The following is a 15,148-nucleotide window of genomic DNA, read 5'->3' on the forward strand; positions in this document are numbered from 1 at the left end:
GTCAACTTCATCACCACGATCATCTGCATGCGCGCACCGGGCATGACCATGTTCCGCATGCCGATCTTCGTGTGGAACGTGCTGCTGACCGCGGTCCTGGTCCTGCTGGCCTTCCCCGTCCTGGCCGCCGCGCTGTTCGCCCTGGAGGCCGACCGGAAGTTCGGGGCGCACATCTTCGATGCCGCGAACGGCGGGGCGTTGCTGTGGCAGCACCTGTTCTGGTTCTTCGGGCATCCAGAGGTGTACATCATCGCGCTGCCGTTCTTCGGGATCATCTCGGAGGTCATCCCGGTCTTCTCCCGCAAGCCGATGTTCGGCTACATGGGCCTGATCGGCGCGACCATCGCGATCGCGGGTCTGTCCGTGACGGTGTGGGCGCACCACATGTACGTCACCGGCGGTGTGCTGCTGCCGTTCTTCTCCTTCATGACGTTCCTGATCGCCGTCCCGACGGGCGTGAAGTTCTTCAACTGGATCGGCACCATGTGGAAGGGGTCACTGAGTTTCGAGACCCCGATGCTGTGGGCCACCGGCTTCCTGATCACCTTCACCTTCGGTGGTCTGACCGGTGTCATCCTGGCCTCGCCGCCGATGGACTTCCACGTCTCGGACTCCTACTTCGTGGTGGCGCACTTCCACTACGTGGTGTTCGGCACCGTGGTGTTCGCGATGTTCTCCGGCTTCCACTTCTGGTGGCCGAAGATGACCGGCAAGATGCTCGACGAGCGCCTCGGCAAGATCACGTTCTGGACGCTGTTCATCGGCTTCCACGGCACCTTCCTCGTCCAGCACTGGCTGGGCGCCGAGGGCATGCCGCGCCGGTACGCGGACTACCTCGCGGCGGACGGCTTCACCGCGCTGAACACGATCTCGACGATCAGCTCGTTCCTGCTGGGCCTGTCCGTGCTGCCGTTCCTCTACAACGTGTGGAAGACGGCGAAGTACGGCAAGAAGGTCGAGGTCGACGACCCGTGGGGCTACGGCCGCTCGCTCGAGTGGGCCACGTCCTGCCCGCCCCCGCGTCACAACTTCCTCACCCTGCCGCGGATCCGCAGCGAATCCCCGGCGTTCGACCTGCACCACCCTGAGATCGCAGCGCTGGACCAGCTGGAGAACGCCGGACACGGCGAGAAGGCTCTCGCCGGCGGTAAGGAGGCGGGCAAGTGAAGGTCCAGGGCAAGATGTTCATCTGGCTCGCCGTCTTCGTCCTCGCCATGGCGATCGTCTACGGCGTATGGTCGAAGGAACCGGCGGGCACCACGGCGCTCTTCCTCGCCTTCGGCCTGTGCATCATGGTCGGCTACTACCTGGCCTTCACGGCCCGGCGGGTCGACGTGGGCGCGCAGGACAACAAGGAGGCCGACGTCGCGGACGACGCCGGCGAGGTCGGGTTCTTCAGCCCGCACAGCTGGCAGCCGCTCGCGCTGGGCATCGGTGGCGCGCTCCTGTTCCTGAGCGTCGCGGTCGGCTGGTGGCTGGCGTACTTCTCGGCCCCGATCCTGCTGATCGGTCTGTGGGGCTGGGTCTTCGAGTACTACCGCGGTGAGAACCGCACCCAGTAACACGCACCCAGTAACACGCGCCCAGTAACACGCACGGCGCTCAGGGGAGCCCGGACACTCCGTCAGGAGAGTCCGGGCTCCCTCTTTTGCCACACCCACGTTCCCTCGCACGGATCACCCGCCGCGCCGAGCCCGACGCACGTTCTTAGCGTGAGGGCATGAGGCACTCACCGAGTAACCGTACGGTCGTCAGCTGCACCCTCCTGGTGGCCGCCCTGGGGGCGTCCGCCACCGCCTGCGGCTCCGACGACCATCCCCTCTCGGCGAAGCCGTACGACGCGGCTGAGCAGATCTCCTTCGGGGACTCCATCGGCGACGGCAAGAAGGCCGACCCCGACAAGCCCCTGGAGGTCACCGCCGAGGACTCAGACGACCGCATCACGGACGTCACCGCCGTCGACGCCGCCGGACGCTTCGTGGCCGGCGAACTCTCCGCCGACGGCAGCCGCTGGCACAGCACCTCCCCGCTGGCCGCGGGCGCCCGCTACACGGTCCGGGTGAGCACGGAGGACGAGGACGGCGCCCCCGGCCGCGAGACCCGCACCTTCGAGACCAGCAGGCCCACCACCAAGAAGCGCCTGGACGTCACCTTCGGCCCGAAGACGGGCACCTACGGGGTGGGCCAGCCGGTGACCGCCGAACTCAGCCAACCCGTCCGGGAGAAGGCACAGCGCGCGATAGTCGAGCGCGCCCTCAAGGTGGACTCGGCCCCCACCGCCGAGGGCGCGTGGCACTGGGTGAACGACAAGGAACTCCACTACCGGCCCAAGGAGTACTGGCCCGCCAGGGCCACCGTCCAGGTGCGCAGCAACCTGCCCGGCATCAAGATCGCTGACCGGCTCTGGGGTGGCAAGGCCAAGCCCCTGAAGTTCACCATCGGCGACTCGGTCATCGCCGTCACGGACGCGGCGACCCACGAGATGACCGTCTACAAGAACGACAAGGTGATCAACACCATCCCGGTCACCACGGGCAAGCCCGGTTTCGACACCCGCAACGGCGTCAAGGTCGTACTCGGCAAGGAGTACTTCGTACGGATGCGCGGCACCAGCATCGGCATAGCCGAGGGCAGCGCCGACTCGTACGACCTGCCCGTCTACTACGCCACCCGGGTGACCTGGAGCGGCGAGTACGTCCACGCCGCCCCCTGGTCCGTGGGCTCCCAGGGCTCCGCCAACGTGAGCCACGGCTGCACCGGCATGAGCACCGGCAACGCCGAGTGGTTCTTCGACAACGTCCGCGAGGGCGACGTCGTCAAGGTCGTCAACTCCAACGGCCACACCATGGAAACCTTCGGCAACGGCTTCGGCGACTGGAACCTGGACTGGAAGCAGTGGCAGGGCGGCAGCGCCCTCATCCGGGGCACGGCGGCGGACACGGCCCCGGAACAGACGGCAAGGCTACGACCGGCCTCGGCATGAGCCGACCTGAGGGGCGCGGGGAACTGCGCGACAAGCCACAACGCCCCCGCACCCGCCAAACAACCAGTCGAACCGAGCTCCTAGGCGCTGAGGGCCCTCCTGGCCCGCAACAAAGAAGCCAACGCCGACGCGAACTCCACCGGATCCACCGGCAAGGTGACCGCCGCGTCGGCCCGACTCCACGTCGCCAGCCAAGCGTCCTGCGGCCGTCCGATCAGCAACAGCACCGGCGGGCACTGGAACACCTCGTCCTTGATCTGCCGGCACATCCCCATGCCCCCCATGGGCACGGCCTCCCCGTCCAGCACACAGACGTCGATCCCGCCCTTGTCGAGTTCCTTCAACACGGCTGCGGGAGTCGCACACTCGAGGAACTCGACCACGGGCACGTCGGGAGCGGGCCGCCGTCCCGTCGCCAACCGCACCTGCTCGCGGGTGTTGGAGTCGTCGCTGTAGACCAGCACCGTGGCGGTCGGCTGCATTGTTCCTCCGAGACATCAGCGTCGTACGGACAGACGGACCGGGTCCGTTGGGCCGGATGCTACTCCCTTGGACCCCTCGTCTGAACACCGCTCACACAGCCGTCCGATGGGCCATACGGGCTGGACACACCCCACAGACACTCCGAACGGCACCCCCCGGGGTGAGGGCGGGATAAGCGACCGACATAATGTCGGTCGTGGCGACAGCAACGACAGTAGAAACCGGGCACGCGCACCCGTCGGTCAACCGGCCGAACCTCACCAGCGTCGGAACCATCATCTGGCTTAGTTCCGAGCTGATGTTCTTCGCGGCCCTCTTCGCGATGTACTTCACCCTGCGATCGGTGACCGGTCCGGATCACTGGAAGGAGATGGCGTCAAGCCTGAACTTCCCGTTCTCCGCGGCCAACACCACGATCCTGGTGCTCTCATCCCTCACCTGCCAGCTCGGCGTGTTCGCCGCCGAGCGCGGTGACGTGAAGAAGCTCCGGATGTGGTTCATCGTCACCTTCGTGATGGGTGCGATCTTCATCGGCGGTCAGGTCTTCGAGTACACCGAGCTGGTCAAGAAGGACGGGCTCTCGCTCTCCTCCGACCCGTACGGCTCGGTGTTCTACCTGACCACCGGCTTCCACGGGATGCACGTGACGGGCGGTCTCATCGCCTTCCTGTTCGTCCTCGGCAGGACGTACGCGGCGAAGAGGTTCACCCATGAACAGGCGACCGCCGCGATCGTCGTGTCCTACTACTGGCACTTCGTCGACGTCGTCTGGATCGGGCTCTTCGCCACGATCTACATGATCAAGTAGCCGGGCTCGCCCGATCCTCACATCGGGTCCGCCCGATACCTCCAGAAGACTCGACGCTGAAGATCCTGACACCGGGGTAATCCGTGAAAAAGCTCTCCGCACGACGACGCCATCCGATGGCGGCGGTCGTCGTCCTACTCATCGCGCTGGCGGCCGTCGCGGGGCTGTACAGCACGCTCAAGCCCGCAGGCAGGGCAGAGGCCGATGAGACCGCCCAGTCCCTCACCATCACCGAGGGACAGCGGCTGTACTCCGTGGGCTGCGCCAGCTGCCACGGCACCGGCGGTCAGGGATCCTCCGACGGTCCGAGCCTGGTGGGTGTGGGCGCCGCGGCGGTCGACTTCCAGGTGTCGACCGGCCGTATGCCGGCCGCGACCTCGCAGGCAGCGCAGATCCCCAAGAAGAAGAACATCTACTCGCAGGCCGAGATCGACCAGCTCGCGACGTACATCGCGTCGCTCGGTGCCGGTCCCGCCGTGCCGACCGAGGAGCAGTTCGGCCCCGAGGGAGCGGACATCGCCAAGGGCGGTGAACTCTTCCGTACCAACTGCGCGATGTGCCACAACTTCACCGGCAAGGGCGGTGCGCTCACGCACGGCAAGTTCGCCCCGAGCCTTGAGGGTGTCGCCCCGAAGCACATCTACGAGGCCATGCTGACCGGCCCGCAGAACATGCCGTCCTTCCCCAACACGACGCTGTCGGAGAAGAACAAGAAGGACATCATCGCGTACCTCAACGCGGTCAACGGCGATGACACCGTCGAGCCCGGCGGCCTCGGTCTGGGCGGTCTCGGACCGGTCAGTGAAGGCCTGTTCGCCTGGATCTTCGGACTCGGAGCGCTCATCGCGGTCGCCGTCTGGGTCGCCGCTCGGACCGCAAAGGCCAAGAAGTCATGAGTAGCCAAGACACTCCAGAAGAGAAGCTGCCCGCTGTGCACGAAACCGAGCACGGTGCCGTCGGCGTCGCGGACGAGAAGAACCCGTTCGCGGACCCGGGGCTGCCGCCTCACGAACACCGTGTCCAGGACATCGACGAGCGGGCCGCCAAGCGGTCCGAGCGTGCGGTCGCCTTCCTGTTCACGATGTCGATGCTGGCCACCGTCGCCTTCATCGCCTCGTACGTGGCGATCCCGGCCGACAAGTCGATCTACGTCTTCCCGATCGGGCACATCAGCGCGCTGAACTTCGCGCTGGGGCTGTCCCTGGGCCTCGCGCTCTTCCTGATCGGCGCGGGCGCGGTCCACTGGGCCCGCACCCTGATGTCCGACGAGGAACTCGTCGACGAGCGGCACGCCATCGAGGCGCCGCCCGAGGTCAAGGCGAAGGTCCTGGCCGACTTCAAGCAGGGCGCCAAGGAGTCCGCGATCGGCCGGCGCAAGCTGGTCCGCAACACGATGTTCGGCGCGCTGGCCCTGTTCCCGCTCTCCGGCGTCATGCTGCTGCGCGACCTCGGCCCGCTGCCCGGCACGAAGCTCCGCCACACCATGTGGTCCAAGGGCAAGCAGCTCGTCAACATGAACACGAACGAGCCGCTGCGTCCCTCGGACATCGCGGTCGGTTCCCTCACCTTCGCCAAGCCCGAGGGCCTGGAGGAGGACGACCACGAGTTCCAGACCGAGATCGCCAAGGCCGCCCTGATGATCGTCCGCATCCAGCCGGACAACATCAAGGACAAGCGCGAACTCGAGTGGTCCCACGAGGGCATCGTGGCGTACTCGAAGATCTGCACCCACGTCGGTTGCCCGATCTCCCTGTACGAGCAGCAGACGCACCACGTGCTCTGCCCCTGCCACCAGTCCACCTTCGACCTCTCCGACGGCGCCCGGGTGATCTTCGGCCCCGCCGGTCACGCCCTGCCGCAGCTGCGCATCGGTGTGAACGACGACGGCTACCTCGAGGCGCTCGGCGACTTCTCCGAGCCCGTCGGTCCTGCATTCTGGGAGCGCGGATGAGCACTACGGCAAACACCGACGCGCGTTCGTCGCGCGAGAAGGCACCCGCCGGTGAGCGGGTCGCCGACTGGGCCGACGGCCGACTGGGGATCTACTCCCTGGCCAAGACCAACATGCGCAAGATCTTCCCCGACCACTGGTCGTTCATGCTCGGCGAAGTCTGCATGTACAGCTTCATCATCATCATCCTCACGGGTGTGTATCTGACGCTGTTCTTCCACCCGTCGATGAACGAGGTGGAGTACCACGGCAGCTACATCCCGCTGCAGGGCCAGCTGATGTCCGAGGCGTTCAACTCGACCATGCACATCTCCTTCGATGTGCGCGGTGGTCTGCTGATCCGGCAGATCCACCACTGGGCGGCGCTGATCTTCCTCGCCGGCATGTTCGTGCACATGATGCGCGTGTTCTTCACGGGTGCGTTCCGCAAGCCCCGCGAGGTCAACTGGCTGTTCGGGTTCCTGCTGTTCGTCCTGGGCATGTTCACCGGCTTCACCGGTTACTCGCTCCCGGACGACCTGCTCTCCGGCACCGGTGTGCGCTTCATGGAGGGCGCGGTCCTGTCCGTGCCGGTCGTGGGCACGTACCTGTCGTTCTTCCTGTTCGGCGGCGAGTTCCCCGGCGGCGACTTCGTGGCCCGGTTCTACTCGATCCACGTACTGCTGCTGCCGGGCATCATGCTCGGCCTGATGGTGGCGCACCTGATCCTGGTCTTCTACCACAAGCACACGCAGTTCGCGGGCCCCGGAAAGACGAACAACAACGTCGTCGGCATGCCGCTGCTGCCGGTCTACATGGCCAAGGCCGGAGGCTTCTTCTTCCTGGTCTTCGGTGTCATCGCGGTCATCGCGGCGATCGCCTCGATCAACCCGATCTGGACGATGGGCCCCTACCGGCCGGACCAGGTGTCCACCGGCGCCCAGCCCGACTGGTACATGGGCTTCTCCGAGGGTCTGATCCGTGTCATGCCCGGCTGGGAGATCAACTTCTGGGGTCACACGCTCGTCCTGGGCGTGTTCATCCCGCTGGTCATCTTCCCGCTGGTCCTGGTCGCGATCGCGGTCTACCCGTTCATCGAGTCCTGGGTCACCGGCGACAAGCGCGAGCACCACATCCTGGACCGCCCGCGCAACGCCCCGACCCGTACGGCCTTCGGTGTCGCGTGGATCACCTGGTACATGGTGCTGCTGATCGGTGGTGGAAACGACCTCTGGGCCACGCACTTCCACCTGTCGATCAACGCGATCACCTGGTTCGTACGAGTGGCGTTCTTCGTCGCCCCGGTCCTCGCGTTCATCGCCACCAAGCGGATCTGCCTCGGCCTCCAGCGCCGCGACAAGGACAAGGTGCTGCACGGCCGCGAGTCCGGCATCATCAAGCGCCTGCCGCACGGTGAGTTCATCGAGGTGCACGAGCCGCTCAGCCAGGAGGCCCTGCACACCCTCACCGCGCACGAGCAGTACGTGCCGGCCGCGATCGGCGCCACGGTCGACGAGAACGGTGTCGAGCGCAAGGTGAAGGGCACCGAGAAGCTGCGCGCCAGGCTCAGCGAGTCGTACTACGGCGAGGACAGCCAGATCGCCAAGCCCACCGCCGAGGAGTACAAGGAGATCACGAGCGGCCACGGCCACCACTGATCACCCAGCTTCGCCACACACGGCAGAAGGGCCCCGTCCGTACACCGGACGGGGCCCTTCGTCGTGCCGCCGGGCTGGATAGGGTGTGCCCATTCCCACTAGAGGTCCCGCGGAGCCCGCAGGGACGGTACCCAGGAGCGGCAGATGAGCGCTGTGAACCCCGCCGGAGGCGACACCGCGGCGGTCCGTTCCTGGCCCCGCGTGCTGAACGGCCTTCTCGACGGCCATGACCTGAGCGCGGCCGACACCGCCTGGGCGATGAACCTCATCATGCGCGGTGAGGCGACCGACGCGCAGATCGCCGGGTTCGTGGTGGCGCTGCGCGCCAAGGGCGAGACCGTCGAGGAGATCTCCGGGTTCGTCGAGGCCATGTACGAGCACGCCAACGTGATCGAGGTACCGGGCCCGGCCGTCGACATCGTCGGCACCGGCGGCGACGGCGCCAACACGGTCAACATCTCCACGATGTCCGCGATCGTCATCGCCGGCACGGGAGCCAAGGTCGTCAAGCACGGCAACCGGGCGGCCTCCTCGGCCTCCGGGGCGTCGGACGTGCTGGGTCAGCTCGGGGTCAATCTGGAGCTGACGCCGAAGCGGGTGGCGGAGGTGGCGGAGGAGGCCGGGATCACCTTCTGCTTCGCGGCCAAGTTCCACCCGGCGATGCGTCATGTGGGCGCCGCGCGCGGCCAGTTGGGCATCCGCACGGTCTTCAACATCCTGGGCCCGCTGACCAACCCCGCCAAGGTCAAAGCCCAGGCGGTCGGGGTCGCGCACCCCCGGATGGCGCCCATCGTCGCCGGTGTCTTCGCCGAGCGCGGCAACTCGTCCCTGGTGTTCCGGGGCGACGACGGCCTCGACGAACTGACGATCACCGCCACCTCCCGGGTGTGGGTCGTCAGGGACGGCAAGGTGACCGAGGAGACCTTCGACCCCCGCGACGTCGGCATCGAACTGGTCCCGGTGGAGGCGCTGCGCGGCGGCGACTCCTCCTACAACGCCGCGGTCGCCCGGCGGCTGCTGGACGGCGAGACCGGGCCCGTACGGGATGCCGTGCTGCTCAACTCGGCGGCGGCGCTGGTGGCGTTGGACCCGGGCCCGGGCTCGCTCGCCGAGCAGATCGGCGCCAAAATGGCGCGGGCCGCGGAGTCCATCGACTCCGGGGCGGCGAAGCGGACGCTCGAGCGGTGGGCGGCGGCCAGCAACTCCTAGCGGCTCCTGGCGACTCCTGGGGTTCCTAGCGACTCCCAGCGGTTCCTCGGTGGTGGGCGTCCCGCGATCCGGACACGGGTTGCGGGACGTCGATCACCTCCGTTACGTTCTCTTCCAGGTCATGAGTGACAGTCATGAGGCCCCGGCCGACTGTCCGGCAACCCTCCGTCCGTGGCGGGGTGCCCCGGGATGAAGACCAGGCCGTAGGCAGCAAGGCTTACGGCAAGCGCGGGCCCCTCTCGACACCAGGGGTCCTGGTCGTTCGAGGGAGTCTTCCGTGAGCAAGCGAATGCGATAGGGCTGCCGAGCCCCGCCTCCGCGCACCCTTTTCACCTTCCTTTCCTGTGCTGAGCCACGTCCGACGTCCGTAGCCATGGGCCGTCCGTGTCCGCTCGCACAGCGATTCCTCTTGTCTCTCACGGGAGTTCGCCATGTCTGTCTCCACCGTTGCCGCCGCCCAGACCGTTTGTGCCCCGCTGCCCGTTCTGGGCCGTGATGTCACCGTCCCGCTCGTCACCGGCGGCGAGGTCACCTACGCGGCGCTCGACTACGCCGCCAGCGCCCCCGCTCTCCAGCGGGTCTGGGACGACGTGGCCGCGTACGCGCCCTACTACGGCAGTGTGCACCGGGGTGCCGGCTACCTCTCCCAGCTGTCGACGGACCTCTTCGAGAACGCCCGCAGGACCGTCACCGAGTTCCTGGACTGCCGCGCCGACGACCAGCTGATCTTCACCCGGTCCACCACCGACTCCCTGAACCTGCTGGCCTCCGCCCTCCCCGACGGCTGCCAGGTCTTCGTCTTCGAGACCGAGCACCACGCCTCGCTGCTGCCCTGGCAGCACGCCCAGGTCACCTACCTCGACGCCCCGCGCACCCCCGAGCAGGCCGTCGCCACCCTCCGCGAGGCCCTCGCCGCCCGCGACCCCAAGGGCCCGGCCCTCGTCTGCGTCACCGGCGCCTCCAACGTCACCGGAGAGCTGTGGCCCGTACGGGAGCTGGCCGCCGCCGCCCACGAGCACGGTGCCCGGATCGTCCTGGACGCCGCTCAGCTCGCCCCGCACCACCCGGTCTCCGTCCAGGACCTGGACGTCGACTGGGTCGCCTTCTCCGGCCACAAGCTGTACGCGCCCTTCGGTTCCGGCGTCCTGGCCGGCCGCGCCGACTGGCTGCGCGCCGCCGACCCGTACCTCGCCGGTGGCGGCGCCAGCCGCAAGGTCACGCGGCGCGAGGACGGGGGAGTGGACGTGGAGTGGCACGACAGTGCGGCGCGGCACGAGGCGGGGTCGCCGAATGTGATCGGTGCCTACTCGATCGCCGCTGCCTGCAACGCCCTCACGGAGGCCGGGTTCGAGTCGCTGGTGGCCCGGGAGCAGTACCTGATCGACACCGTGCGGGCGGGGCTGGCGGAGGTGCCCGAGGTGCGGGTGCTGTCGCTGTTCGGTGACGACGCGCCTCGGGTCGGGGTCATCTCGTTCGTCGTCGAGGGGTGGAACAGCTCGCACTTCGCCGCTGCGCTGTCCGCGGAGTACGGGATCGGGGTGCGGGACGGGTTGTTCTGCGCGCATCCGCTGGTGCGGACGCTGCTGGGCAGTGAGCCGCAGACTCAGGGGGAGTGCGGGGCGCCTGAGGCGGCGCCCGGGGAGAAGTCGCTGAACGCGATCCGGGTGAGCTTCGGGGCGGGGACGCCCGATGAGCATGTGGAGCGGTTTGTGGGTGCCGTCAAGGAGCTTGTTCGGGACGGGGCTCGGTGGGAGTACCGGACGGAGGGCGGGCGCTGCGTGCCGGCGGTTTGATCGCCCCCGCCGCCCCTACCCGTTCCCATCCCTGGGGGCGCTGCCCCCAGACCCCCGTTTCGCGCCGAAAGCGCTCGTCCTCAAACGCCGGACGGGCTAAAAACAGGTCAGCTGTCCAGCCCGATCGCGAACGCCGCCTCCAGGTCGTGCTGGGAGTACGTCCGGAACGCCACGTGGGTGTCCGTTGCCTCCACGCCCGGGATCTTGCTGATGCTGCCGGGGATGATCTCCGCCAGGTCCTCGTGGGCCCTGACGCGGACCATCGCGATCAGGTCGTACGTACCGGTGACCGAGAAGACCTCGCTCACGCTGTCCAGCGCGGCGATCGACTCCGCGATCTCGGGGATCCGGTCCACGCTGGTCTTGATGAGCACGATCGCGGTGATCACGGCTGGTTCTCTCCCTCGGTGGCCGGCGCTGGGGCGGACCTCACTCTAGTGGTACGCCGATGCCGTACCCACGCGTGGACGAAGCCGAGGCCGAAGCCGACGACGTGCGCCAGATACGCGACTCCCGGGCCGCTGGACGCCCGGCCCGCCGCCACCCACTGGAGGGTCACCCAGAACGGGAGGGTCAGCCAGGCGGGGAAGCGCAGCGGCAGGAAGAAGAGGAACGGGAAGAGGCTGGTGACCCGGGCGCCCGGGAAGAGGTACAGGAACGCGCCCAGCACCGCCGAGATCGCCCCGGACGCCCCCACCAGCGTCTGCTGCGAGCCGGCGTTGGCGGCGGCGTACCCCAGCAGGGCGAGGCAGCCGCAGCCCAGATAGAAGAGGGCGAACTCCAGATGGCCCAGGCGTTCCTCCGTCATCGCGCCGAAGACGTAGAGGAACAGCATGTTGCCCAGCAGGTGGACCCAGCTGCCGTGCACGAAGAGCGCTGTGGCCGGGGTGAGCGTGGCCCGCGGGGAGCCCGTGAAGAGGTCGGCGGGGACCACGCCCCAGCGCCGGAAGTAGGCCCGCTGGGCGGCGAGCAGGGCGTCACCGGTGCCGTACCCGGGGTTCAGGCCCGAGGCGGGGCCGATGACGAAGAGCAGACAGCAGACGGCGATCAGCCCGTACGTCACCGGCGCCGACTGGGCGCGGACCGATCCGCCGACCGATCTGCCCACCGATCTGCCGAGCGTCGTGCGCCATTTTTCGAACTCGCCGACCATGGACACAGAGCATGACGTAACGGGACCGAACAGTGCAGACCGCCTCGCCGCTGTGGACGGACGGGCGGTGGGTACCCGGCAGGCCTTAGGGTTACGAGCCACACGCTCCAGGGAAACTGGCGCAGCACGGATACTAGAAGGAAAGCGAACATATCCACGATGACGGTTCCTCTGCCTACCGACACGACCCGGTGGCGCTGTGCTCTGTGCGGCAACCTCACGCGTTTCGACGTGACGCGCTCCTCGAAGGTCGTGGAGTACGTGCACCTCGACCTCGCCGGAGACCCGACGGTGGAGGAGCGCGAGGTGGTCAGTGAGACCATCGAGTCGGTGCGCTGCCGTTGGTGCAACGCCGTGGATCAGGTGGAACTCGTGGACAGGCCGGGCGCCGGCTCCTGACAGGAGCGCGGGGCCCGCACCGGAATCGGTTGGGGTGACGGATGGTGGAGACCACAGGCGGGGAGCCGGGCGACGGCGCCGCCGAGGTGCTCGACCGCCCGCTGCCCGACGGCGTGCGCAGGCGCGTCGTCCAGATCGTCTCCGACGGGTTCGGCGGGCTCACGGTCGCCGAACTGCCCGCGCAGTTGCGGCAGTACGCGCGGTTCGCGCCCAACCGGCGGGCCAAGTTCGCCGGGAACGCGATGGCCGCCGCGCTGGAGACCGACACGCTGTTCCGGCAGCGCATCGGGGAGAAGCTGCGCGAGGCCCAGCCGGAGCTGGCGGGTGCTCTCGACGCCGGTTCGCCGCCCCCGGCCGCCGATCCGCTGGACGTGGCCGCCGCGGCCTATGTGCTGCGCCCCACGGGCTGGGTCAAGCTCGTCACCGCGGCCGGCGAGGAGGCGCAGCGCGCCGACGCCGAGCGGGCCGACGAGGAGAGCCGGGCCGAACTGGAGCGGCTGCGCGAGGAGCTGACCTCCGCCCGTGACCACACCCGCGCGGAGACCGAACGGCTGCGTACGGAGCTGGAGTCGGCCAAGAAGGAGACGGAGTCGCTGCACCGCAAGCTGCGTGCGGCCCTCAGCGACGTCAAGCGGGGCGAGGCGGCCCTGCGCAAGCTGCACGCCGAGATGGAGGCCCTGCGCGGCGAGGGGCACACCCAGGTCTCCGCGGCCGAGAGCGAGACCCGGCGGCTCAAGGGGCGGCTGAGCGAGGTCGAGGCGGCCCTGGAGGCCAGCAGACGCGCCGCCCGGGAGGGGCGCAGCGTCGAGGACATGCGCGTACGGCTGCTGCTGGACACCGTGCTCGACGCGGCCCAGGGGCTGCGGCGGGAGCTGGCGCTGCCGCCGGTGTCGGTGCGGCCGGCCGAGACAGTGGAAGCGGTCGAACCGGGACGAATGACCCCGAAGGACATCGCCGCGCGGGCGCTTTCGGAGAACGACCCGGCCATCCTCGACCAGTTGCTCGCGCTGCCGCAGGCACACCTGGTCGTCGACGGCTACAACGTGACCAAGACCGGGTATCCCCAAATGCCCCTGGAGAAGCAGCGGTTGAGGCTGCTCGGTCAGCTCTCGCAGCTCGCCGCCCAGACCGGCGCCGAGGTGACCTGTGTCTTCGACGGCGCCGAACTGGCCGCTCCGGTGCTGCTGGCGCCGCCGCGCGGGGTGCGCGTCCTGTTTTCCAAGGCCGGGGTCACCGCCGACGAGCTGATCCGTCAACTGGTGCGCGCCGAGCCGCCCGGCAGGCCGGTCATCGTCGTGTCGACGGACCGCGAGGTGGCCGACGGGATCGCCAAGGCGGGCGCCCGGCCGGTGGCTTCCGCCGTGCTTCTGAAGCGGTTCTCGCGCGGCTGACAACGCCTGGGCGTAATGGTCGAATTGGCCGAACTGTGCGGAAGTGTTACGCAACGTAGCGTCAATCGAGCGTTGCTGTATGTGTGTTGTGTGTAAAAAGTGCGGTGAGTGACAAACATTTTTCATGCCAGGATTTGAAGTGATCACAGGAAGGTCACTAGGGTCATGCCTCGAACCTCCGCTCGGGTGATCACTCAAAGGGAGTGACGGCGGGAGAAGAAGGAGTTCGCCTCCGTGGCGTCCCATCGTCGACCGAAGCAGCCGAGCCGCACCCGCGTGACCGTGCTCACCACCGCCGCAGCCGCAGCCGTGGCCCTCAGTGCCAACGCCGCCAACGCCGCTCCGAGTGAGAAGCCGAGCATGGACGAGGTCAAGGCGAAGGTCGACAAGCTCTACGAGCAGACCGAGCAGGCCAGCGAGAAGCTCAACGGGGCCGAGGAGAAGCAGGACCGGCTGGAGAAGGAGATCTCCACCCTCCAGGACAACGTGGCCCGCGGTCAGGCGGACCTCAACGACCTGCGCGACAGCCTCGGACTCGCCGCCGCCGCCCAGTACCGCACCGGCAGCATCGACCCCTCCGTGCAGCTGTTCCTCTCCGCCGACCCGGACGACTACCTCGACAAGGCGTCCACGATGGACCAGCTGAGCAGTCAGCAGGTCGAGACGCTCAAGAAGGTCACGGAGAAGCAGCGCGCGCTCGCCCAGCAGCGCTCGGAGGCCACCGAGAAGCTCAAGGATCTCGCGGACACCCGCAGCGAGCTGGCCAAGAAGAAGAAGGAAGTCCAGAGCAAGCTCACCGAGGCGCGTCAGCTCCTCAACTCCATGACGGCCGCGCAGCGGGCGGCCATCGCCGCCGCCGACGCCCGCGCCAGCCGGGCCAGTGAGCGCTCCGCCCTCGACGGTGGCGGTTCGCATGTCACGGGCCGCGCCGGTTCCGCGTACGCGGTCGCGCAGAGCAAGATCGGCTCGCCGTACGTCTACAGCGCCTCGGGCCCCAACACCTTCGACTGCTCGGGCTTCACCTCCTGGTCGTTCGCCCAGGTCGGCATCCACATCCCCCGTACCTCGCAGGACCAGGCCAACGCCGGTACGCGCATCTACTCGCAGAGTGATCTCCAGGTCGGTGACCTGGTCATCTTCTACGCCGACCACCACCACGTCGGCTTCTACGCCGGCAACGGCCAGGTCCTGCACGCTCCGCGCAGCGGCACGGTCGTCCGGTACGAGTCGATCGACAACATGCCGTTCCAGTTCGGCGTACGGATCTGATCTGCTCTTCGCCGGATCGGATCGTCGTACTCCTTCCGGGTCTTTTCAAGATCAGGACACGTTGACGCCCGA

Annotated in this window: 15 protein-coding genes and 1 riboswitch; of the genes, 12 read left to right on the forward strand and 3 right to left on the reverse strand. The window is 68.1% G+C overall.

The window, feature by feature from the left end:
• The 3 genes from ABZ855_RS33315 to ABZ855_RS33325 all read left to right on the forward strand — a co-directional run.
• Positions 1 to 1,167, forward strand: a 1,167-nt coding sequence (locus ABZ855_RS33315) for a cbb3-type cytochrome c oxidase subunit I (protein ID WP_360813263.1), incomplete at its 5' end; no start/stop codon positions are given.
• Positions 1,164 to 1,562 carry a cytochrome c oxidase subunit 4 gene (locus ABZ855_RS33320; RefSeq protein ID WP_360813264.1) on the forward strand — a complete coding sequence of 133 codons (399 nt, stop codon included), beginning with the start codon at positions 1,164 to 1,166 and terminating at the stop codon, positions 1,560 to 1,562. The genes ABZ855_RS33315 and ABZ855_RS33320, both read left to right, overlap by 4 nt.
• Before the next feature lie 158 nt (positions 1,563 to 1,720).
• The gene (locus tag ABZ855_RS33325) at positions 1,721 to 2,983 is read left to right on the forward strand and encodes an Ig-like domain-containing protein (protein ID WP_360813265.1); all 1,263 of its coding nucleotides are present in this window, start codon (positions 1,721 to 1,723) and stop codon (positions 2,981 to 2,983) included.
• Positions 2,984 to 3,063: 80 nt separating this feature from the next.
• On the opposite strand, the gene ABZ855_RS33330 is transcribed toward ABZ855_RS33325, so the two are convergent.
• Positions 3,064 to 3,465, reverse strand: coding sequence for a hypothetical protein (locus ABZ855_RS33330; protein ID WP_360813266.1), 402 nt, complete (start codon positions 3,463 to 3,465; stop codon positions 3,064 to 3,066).
• 188 nt (positions 3,466 to 3,653) lie between these two features.
• Here ABZ855_RS33330 and ABZ855_RS33335 point away from each other — a divergent pair, with 188 nt between their 5' ends.
• The 6 genes from ABZ855_RS33335 (at position 3,654) to ABZ855_RS33360 (ending at position 10,864) form a co-directional block, all read left to right on the forward strand.
• The gene (locus ABZ855_RS33335) at positions 3,654 to 4,274 is read left to right on the forward strand and encodes a heme-copper oxidase subunit III (protein WP_044472511.1); all 621 of its coding nucleotides are present in this window, start codon (positions 3,654 to 3,656) and stop codon (positions 4,272 to 4,274) included.
• Positions 4,275 to 4,357: 83 nt separating this feature from the next.
• Positions 4,358 to 5,170, forward strand: a complete 813-nt coding sequence (locus ABZ855_RS33340) for a c-type cytochrome (protein ID WP_360813267.1) — start codon at positions 4,358 to 4,360, stop codon at positions 5,168 to 5,170.
• Positions 5,167 to 6,225: a Rieske 2Fe-2S domain-containing protein gene (locus ABZ855_RS33345; protein WP_360813268.1), complete on the forward strand. Its 1,059-nt coding sequence runs from the start codon at positions 5,167 to 5,169 to the stop codon at positions 6,223 to 6,225. Before ABZ855_RS33340 ends, ABZ855_RS33345 begins: the two co-directional genes overlap by 4 nt.
• Entirely contained in the window at positions 6,222 to 7,862 is a 1,641-nt protein-coding gene (locus ABZ855_RS33350; RefSeq protein WP_360813269.1) for a cytochrome bc complex cytochrome b subunit, read from the forward strand. The genes ABZ855_RS33345 and ABZ855_RS33350 overlap by 4 nt, the downstream gene beginning before the upstream one ends.
• A 144-nt stretch (positions 7,863 to 8,006) precedes the next feature.
• Positions 8,007 to 9,071: an anthranilate phosphoribosyltransferase gene (gene trpD / locus ABZ855_RS33355; RefSeq protein ID WP_360813270.1), complete on the forward strand. Its 1,065-nt coding sequence runs from the start codon at positions 8,007 to 8,009 to the stop codon at positions 9,069 to 9,071.
• A 117-nt stretch (positions 9,072 to 9,188) separates the two neighbouring features.
• A riboswitch (SAM riboswitch) is annotated at positions 9,189 to 9,306 on the forward strand.
• A 196-nt stretch (positions 9,307 to 9,502) separates the two neighbouring features.
• Entirely contained in the window at positions 9,503 to 10,864 is a 1,362-nt protein-coding gene (locus tag ABZ855_RS33360) for an aminotransferase class V-fold PLP-dependent enzyme (protein ID WP_360813271.1), read from the forward strand.
• 107 nt (positions 10,865 to 10,971) lie between these two features.
• Here the strand turns inward: ABZ855_RS33360 and ABZ855_RS33365 are convergent, their stop codons facing one another.
• On the reverse strand, positions 10,972 to 11,253 hold the full coding sequence (locus tag ABZ855_RS33365) for an Lrp/AsnC ligand binding domain-containing protein (RefSeq protein ID WP_319199468.1): 282 nt from the start codon (positions 11,251 to 11,253) through the stop codon (positions 10,972 to 10,974).
• Positions 11,250 to 12,017 carry a rhomboid family intramembrane serine protease gene (locus tag ABZ855_RS33370; protein ID WP_360813272.1) on the reverse strand — a complete coding sequence of 256 codons (768 nt, stop codon included), beginning with the start codon at positions 12,015 to 12,017 and terminating at the stop codon, positions 11,250 to 11,252. Before ABZ855_RS33370 ends, ABZ855_RS33365 begins: the two co-directional genes overlap by 4 nt.
• A gap of 159 nt (positions 12,018 to 12,176) precedes the next feature.
• On the opposite strand from ABZ855_RS33370, the gene ABZ855_RS33375 reads away from it, so the two are divergent.
• From ABZ855_RS33375 to ABZ855_RS33385, 3 genes are all read left to right on the forward strand, one after another.
• Positions 12,177 to 12,416 (forward strand): hypothetical protein, encoded by a 240-nt coding sequence (locus tag ABZ855_RS33375; RefSeq protein ID WP_319199470.1) that lies wholly within the window; start codon positions 12,177 to 12,179, stop codon positions 12,414 to 12,416.
• A gap of 41 nt (positions 12,417 to 12,457) precedes the next feature.
• Positions 12,458 to 13,807 (forward strand): NYN domain-containing protein, encoded by a 1,350-nt coding sequence (locus ABZ855_RS33380; protein ID WP_360813273.1) that lies wholly within the window; start codon positions 12,458 to 12,460, stop codon positions 13,805 to 13,807.
• Positions 13,808 to 14,041: 234 nt separating this feature from the next.
• On the forward strand, positions 14,042 to 15,076 hold the full coding sequence (locus tag ABZ855_RS33385) for an NlpC/P60 family protein (protein ID WP_360813274.1): 1,035 nt from the start codon (positions 14,042 to 14,044) through the stop codon (positions 15,074 to 15,076).
• Positions 15,077 to 15,148 lie beyond the last annotated feature (72 nt).

Source organism: Streptomyces sp. NPDC047042 (assembly GCF_040644035.1).
Taxonomy (GTDB): Bacteria; Actinomycetota; Actinomycetes; order Streptomycetales; family Streptomycetaceae; genus Streptomyces.

What these genes read in the sequence shown, in the direction of transcription:
- ABZ855_RS33325 (WP_360813265.1), top strand. Translation starts at nt 1,721, where the DNA reads ATGAGGCACTCACCGAGTAACCGTACGGTCGTCAGCTGCACCCTCCTG.
- ABZ855_RS33330 (WP_360813266.1), bottom strand. Translation starts at nt 3,465, where the DNA reads ATGCAGCCGACCGCCACGGTGCTGGTCTACAGCGACGACTCCAACACC.
- ABZ855_RS33335 (WP_044472511.1), top strand. Translation starts at nt 3,654, where the DNA reads ATGTCGGTCGTGGCGACAGCAACGACAGTAGAAACCGGGCACGCGCAC.
- ABZ855_RS33345 (WP_360813268.1), top strand. Translation starts at nt 5,167, where the DNA reads ATGAGTAGCCAAGACACTCCAGAAGAGAAGCTGCCCGCTGTGCACGAA.
- ABZ855_RS33350 (WP_360813269.1), top strand. Translation starts at nt 6,222, where the DNA reads ATGAGCACTACGGCAAACACCGACGCGCGTTCGTCGCGCGAGAAGGCA.
- trpD (WP_360813270.1), top strand. Translation starts at nt 8,007, where the DNA reads ATGAGCGCTGTGAACCCCGCCGGAGGCGACACCGCGGCGGTCCGTTCC.
- ABZ855_RS33360 (WP_360813271.1), top strand. Translation starts at nt 9,503, where the DNA reads ATGTCTGTCTCCACCGTTGCCGCCGCCCAGACCGTTTGTGCCCCGCTG.
- ABZ855_RS33370 (WP_360813272.1), bottom strand. Translation starts at nt 12,017, where the DNA reads ATGGTCGGCGAGTTCGAAAAATGGCGCACGACGCTCGGCAGATCGGTG.
- ABZ855_RS33375 (WP_319199470.1), top strand. Translation starts at nt 12,177, where the DNA reads ATGACGGTTCCTCTGCCTACCGACACGACCCGGTGGCGCTGTGCTCTG.
- ABZ855_RS33380 (WP_360813273.1), top strand. Translation starts at nt 12,458, where the DNA reads ATGGTGGAGACCACAGGCGGGGAGCCGGGCGACGGCGCCGCCGAGGTG.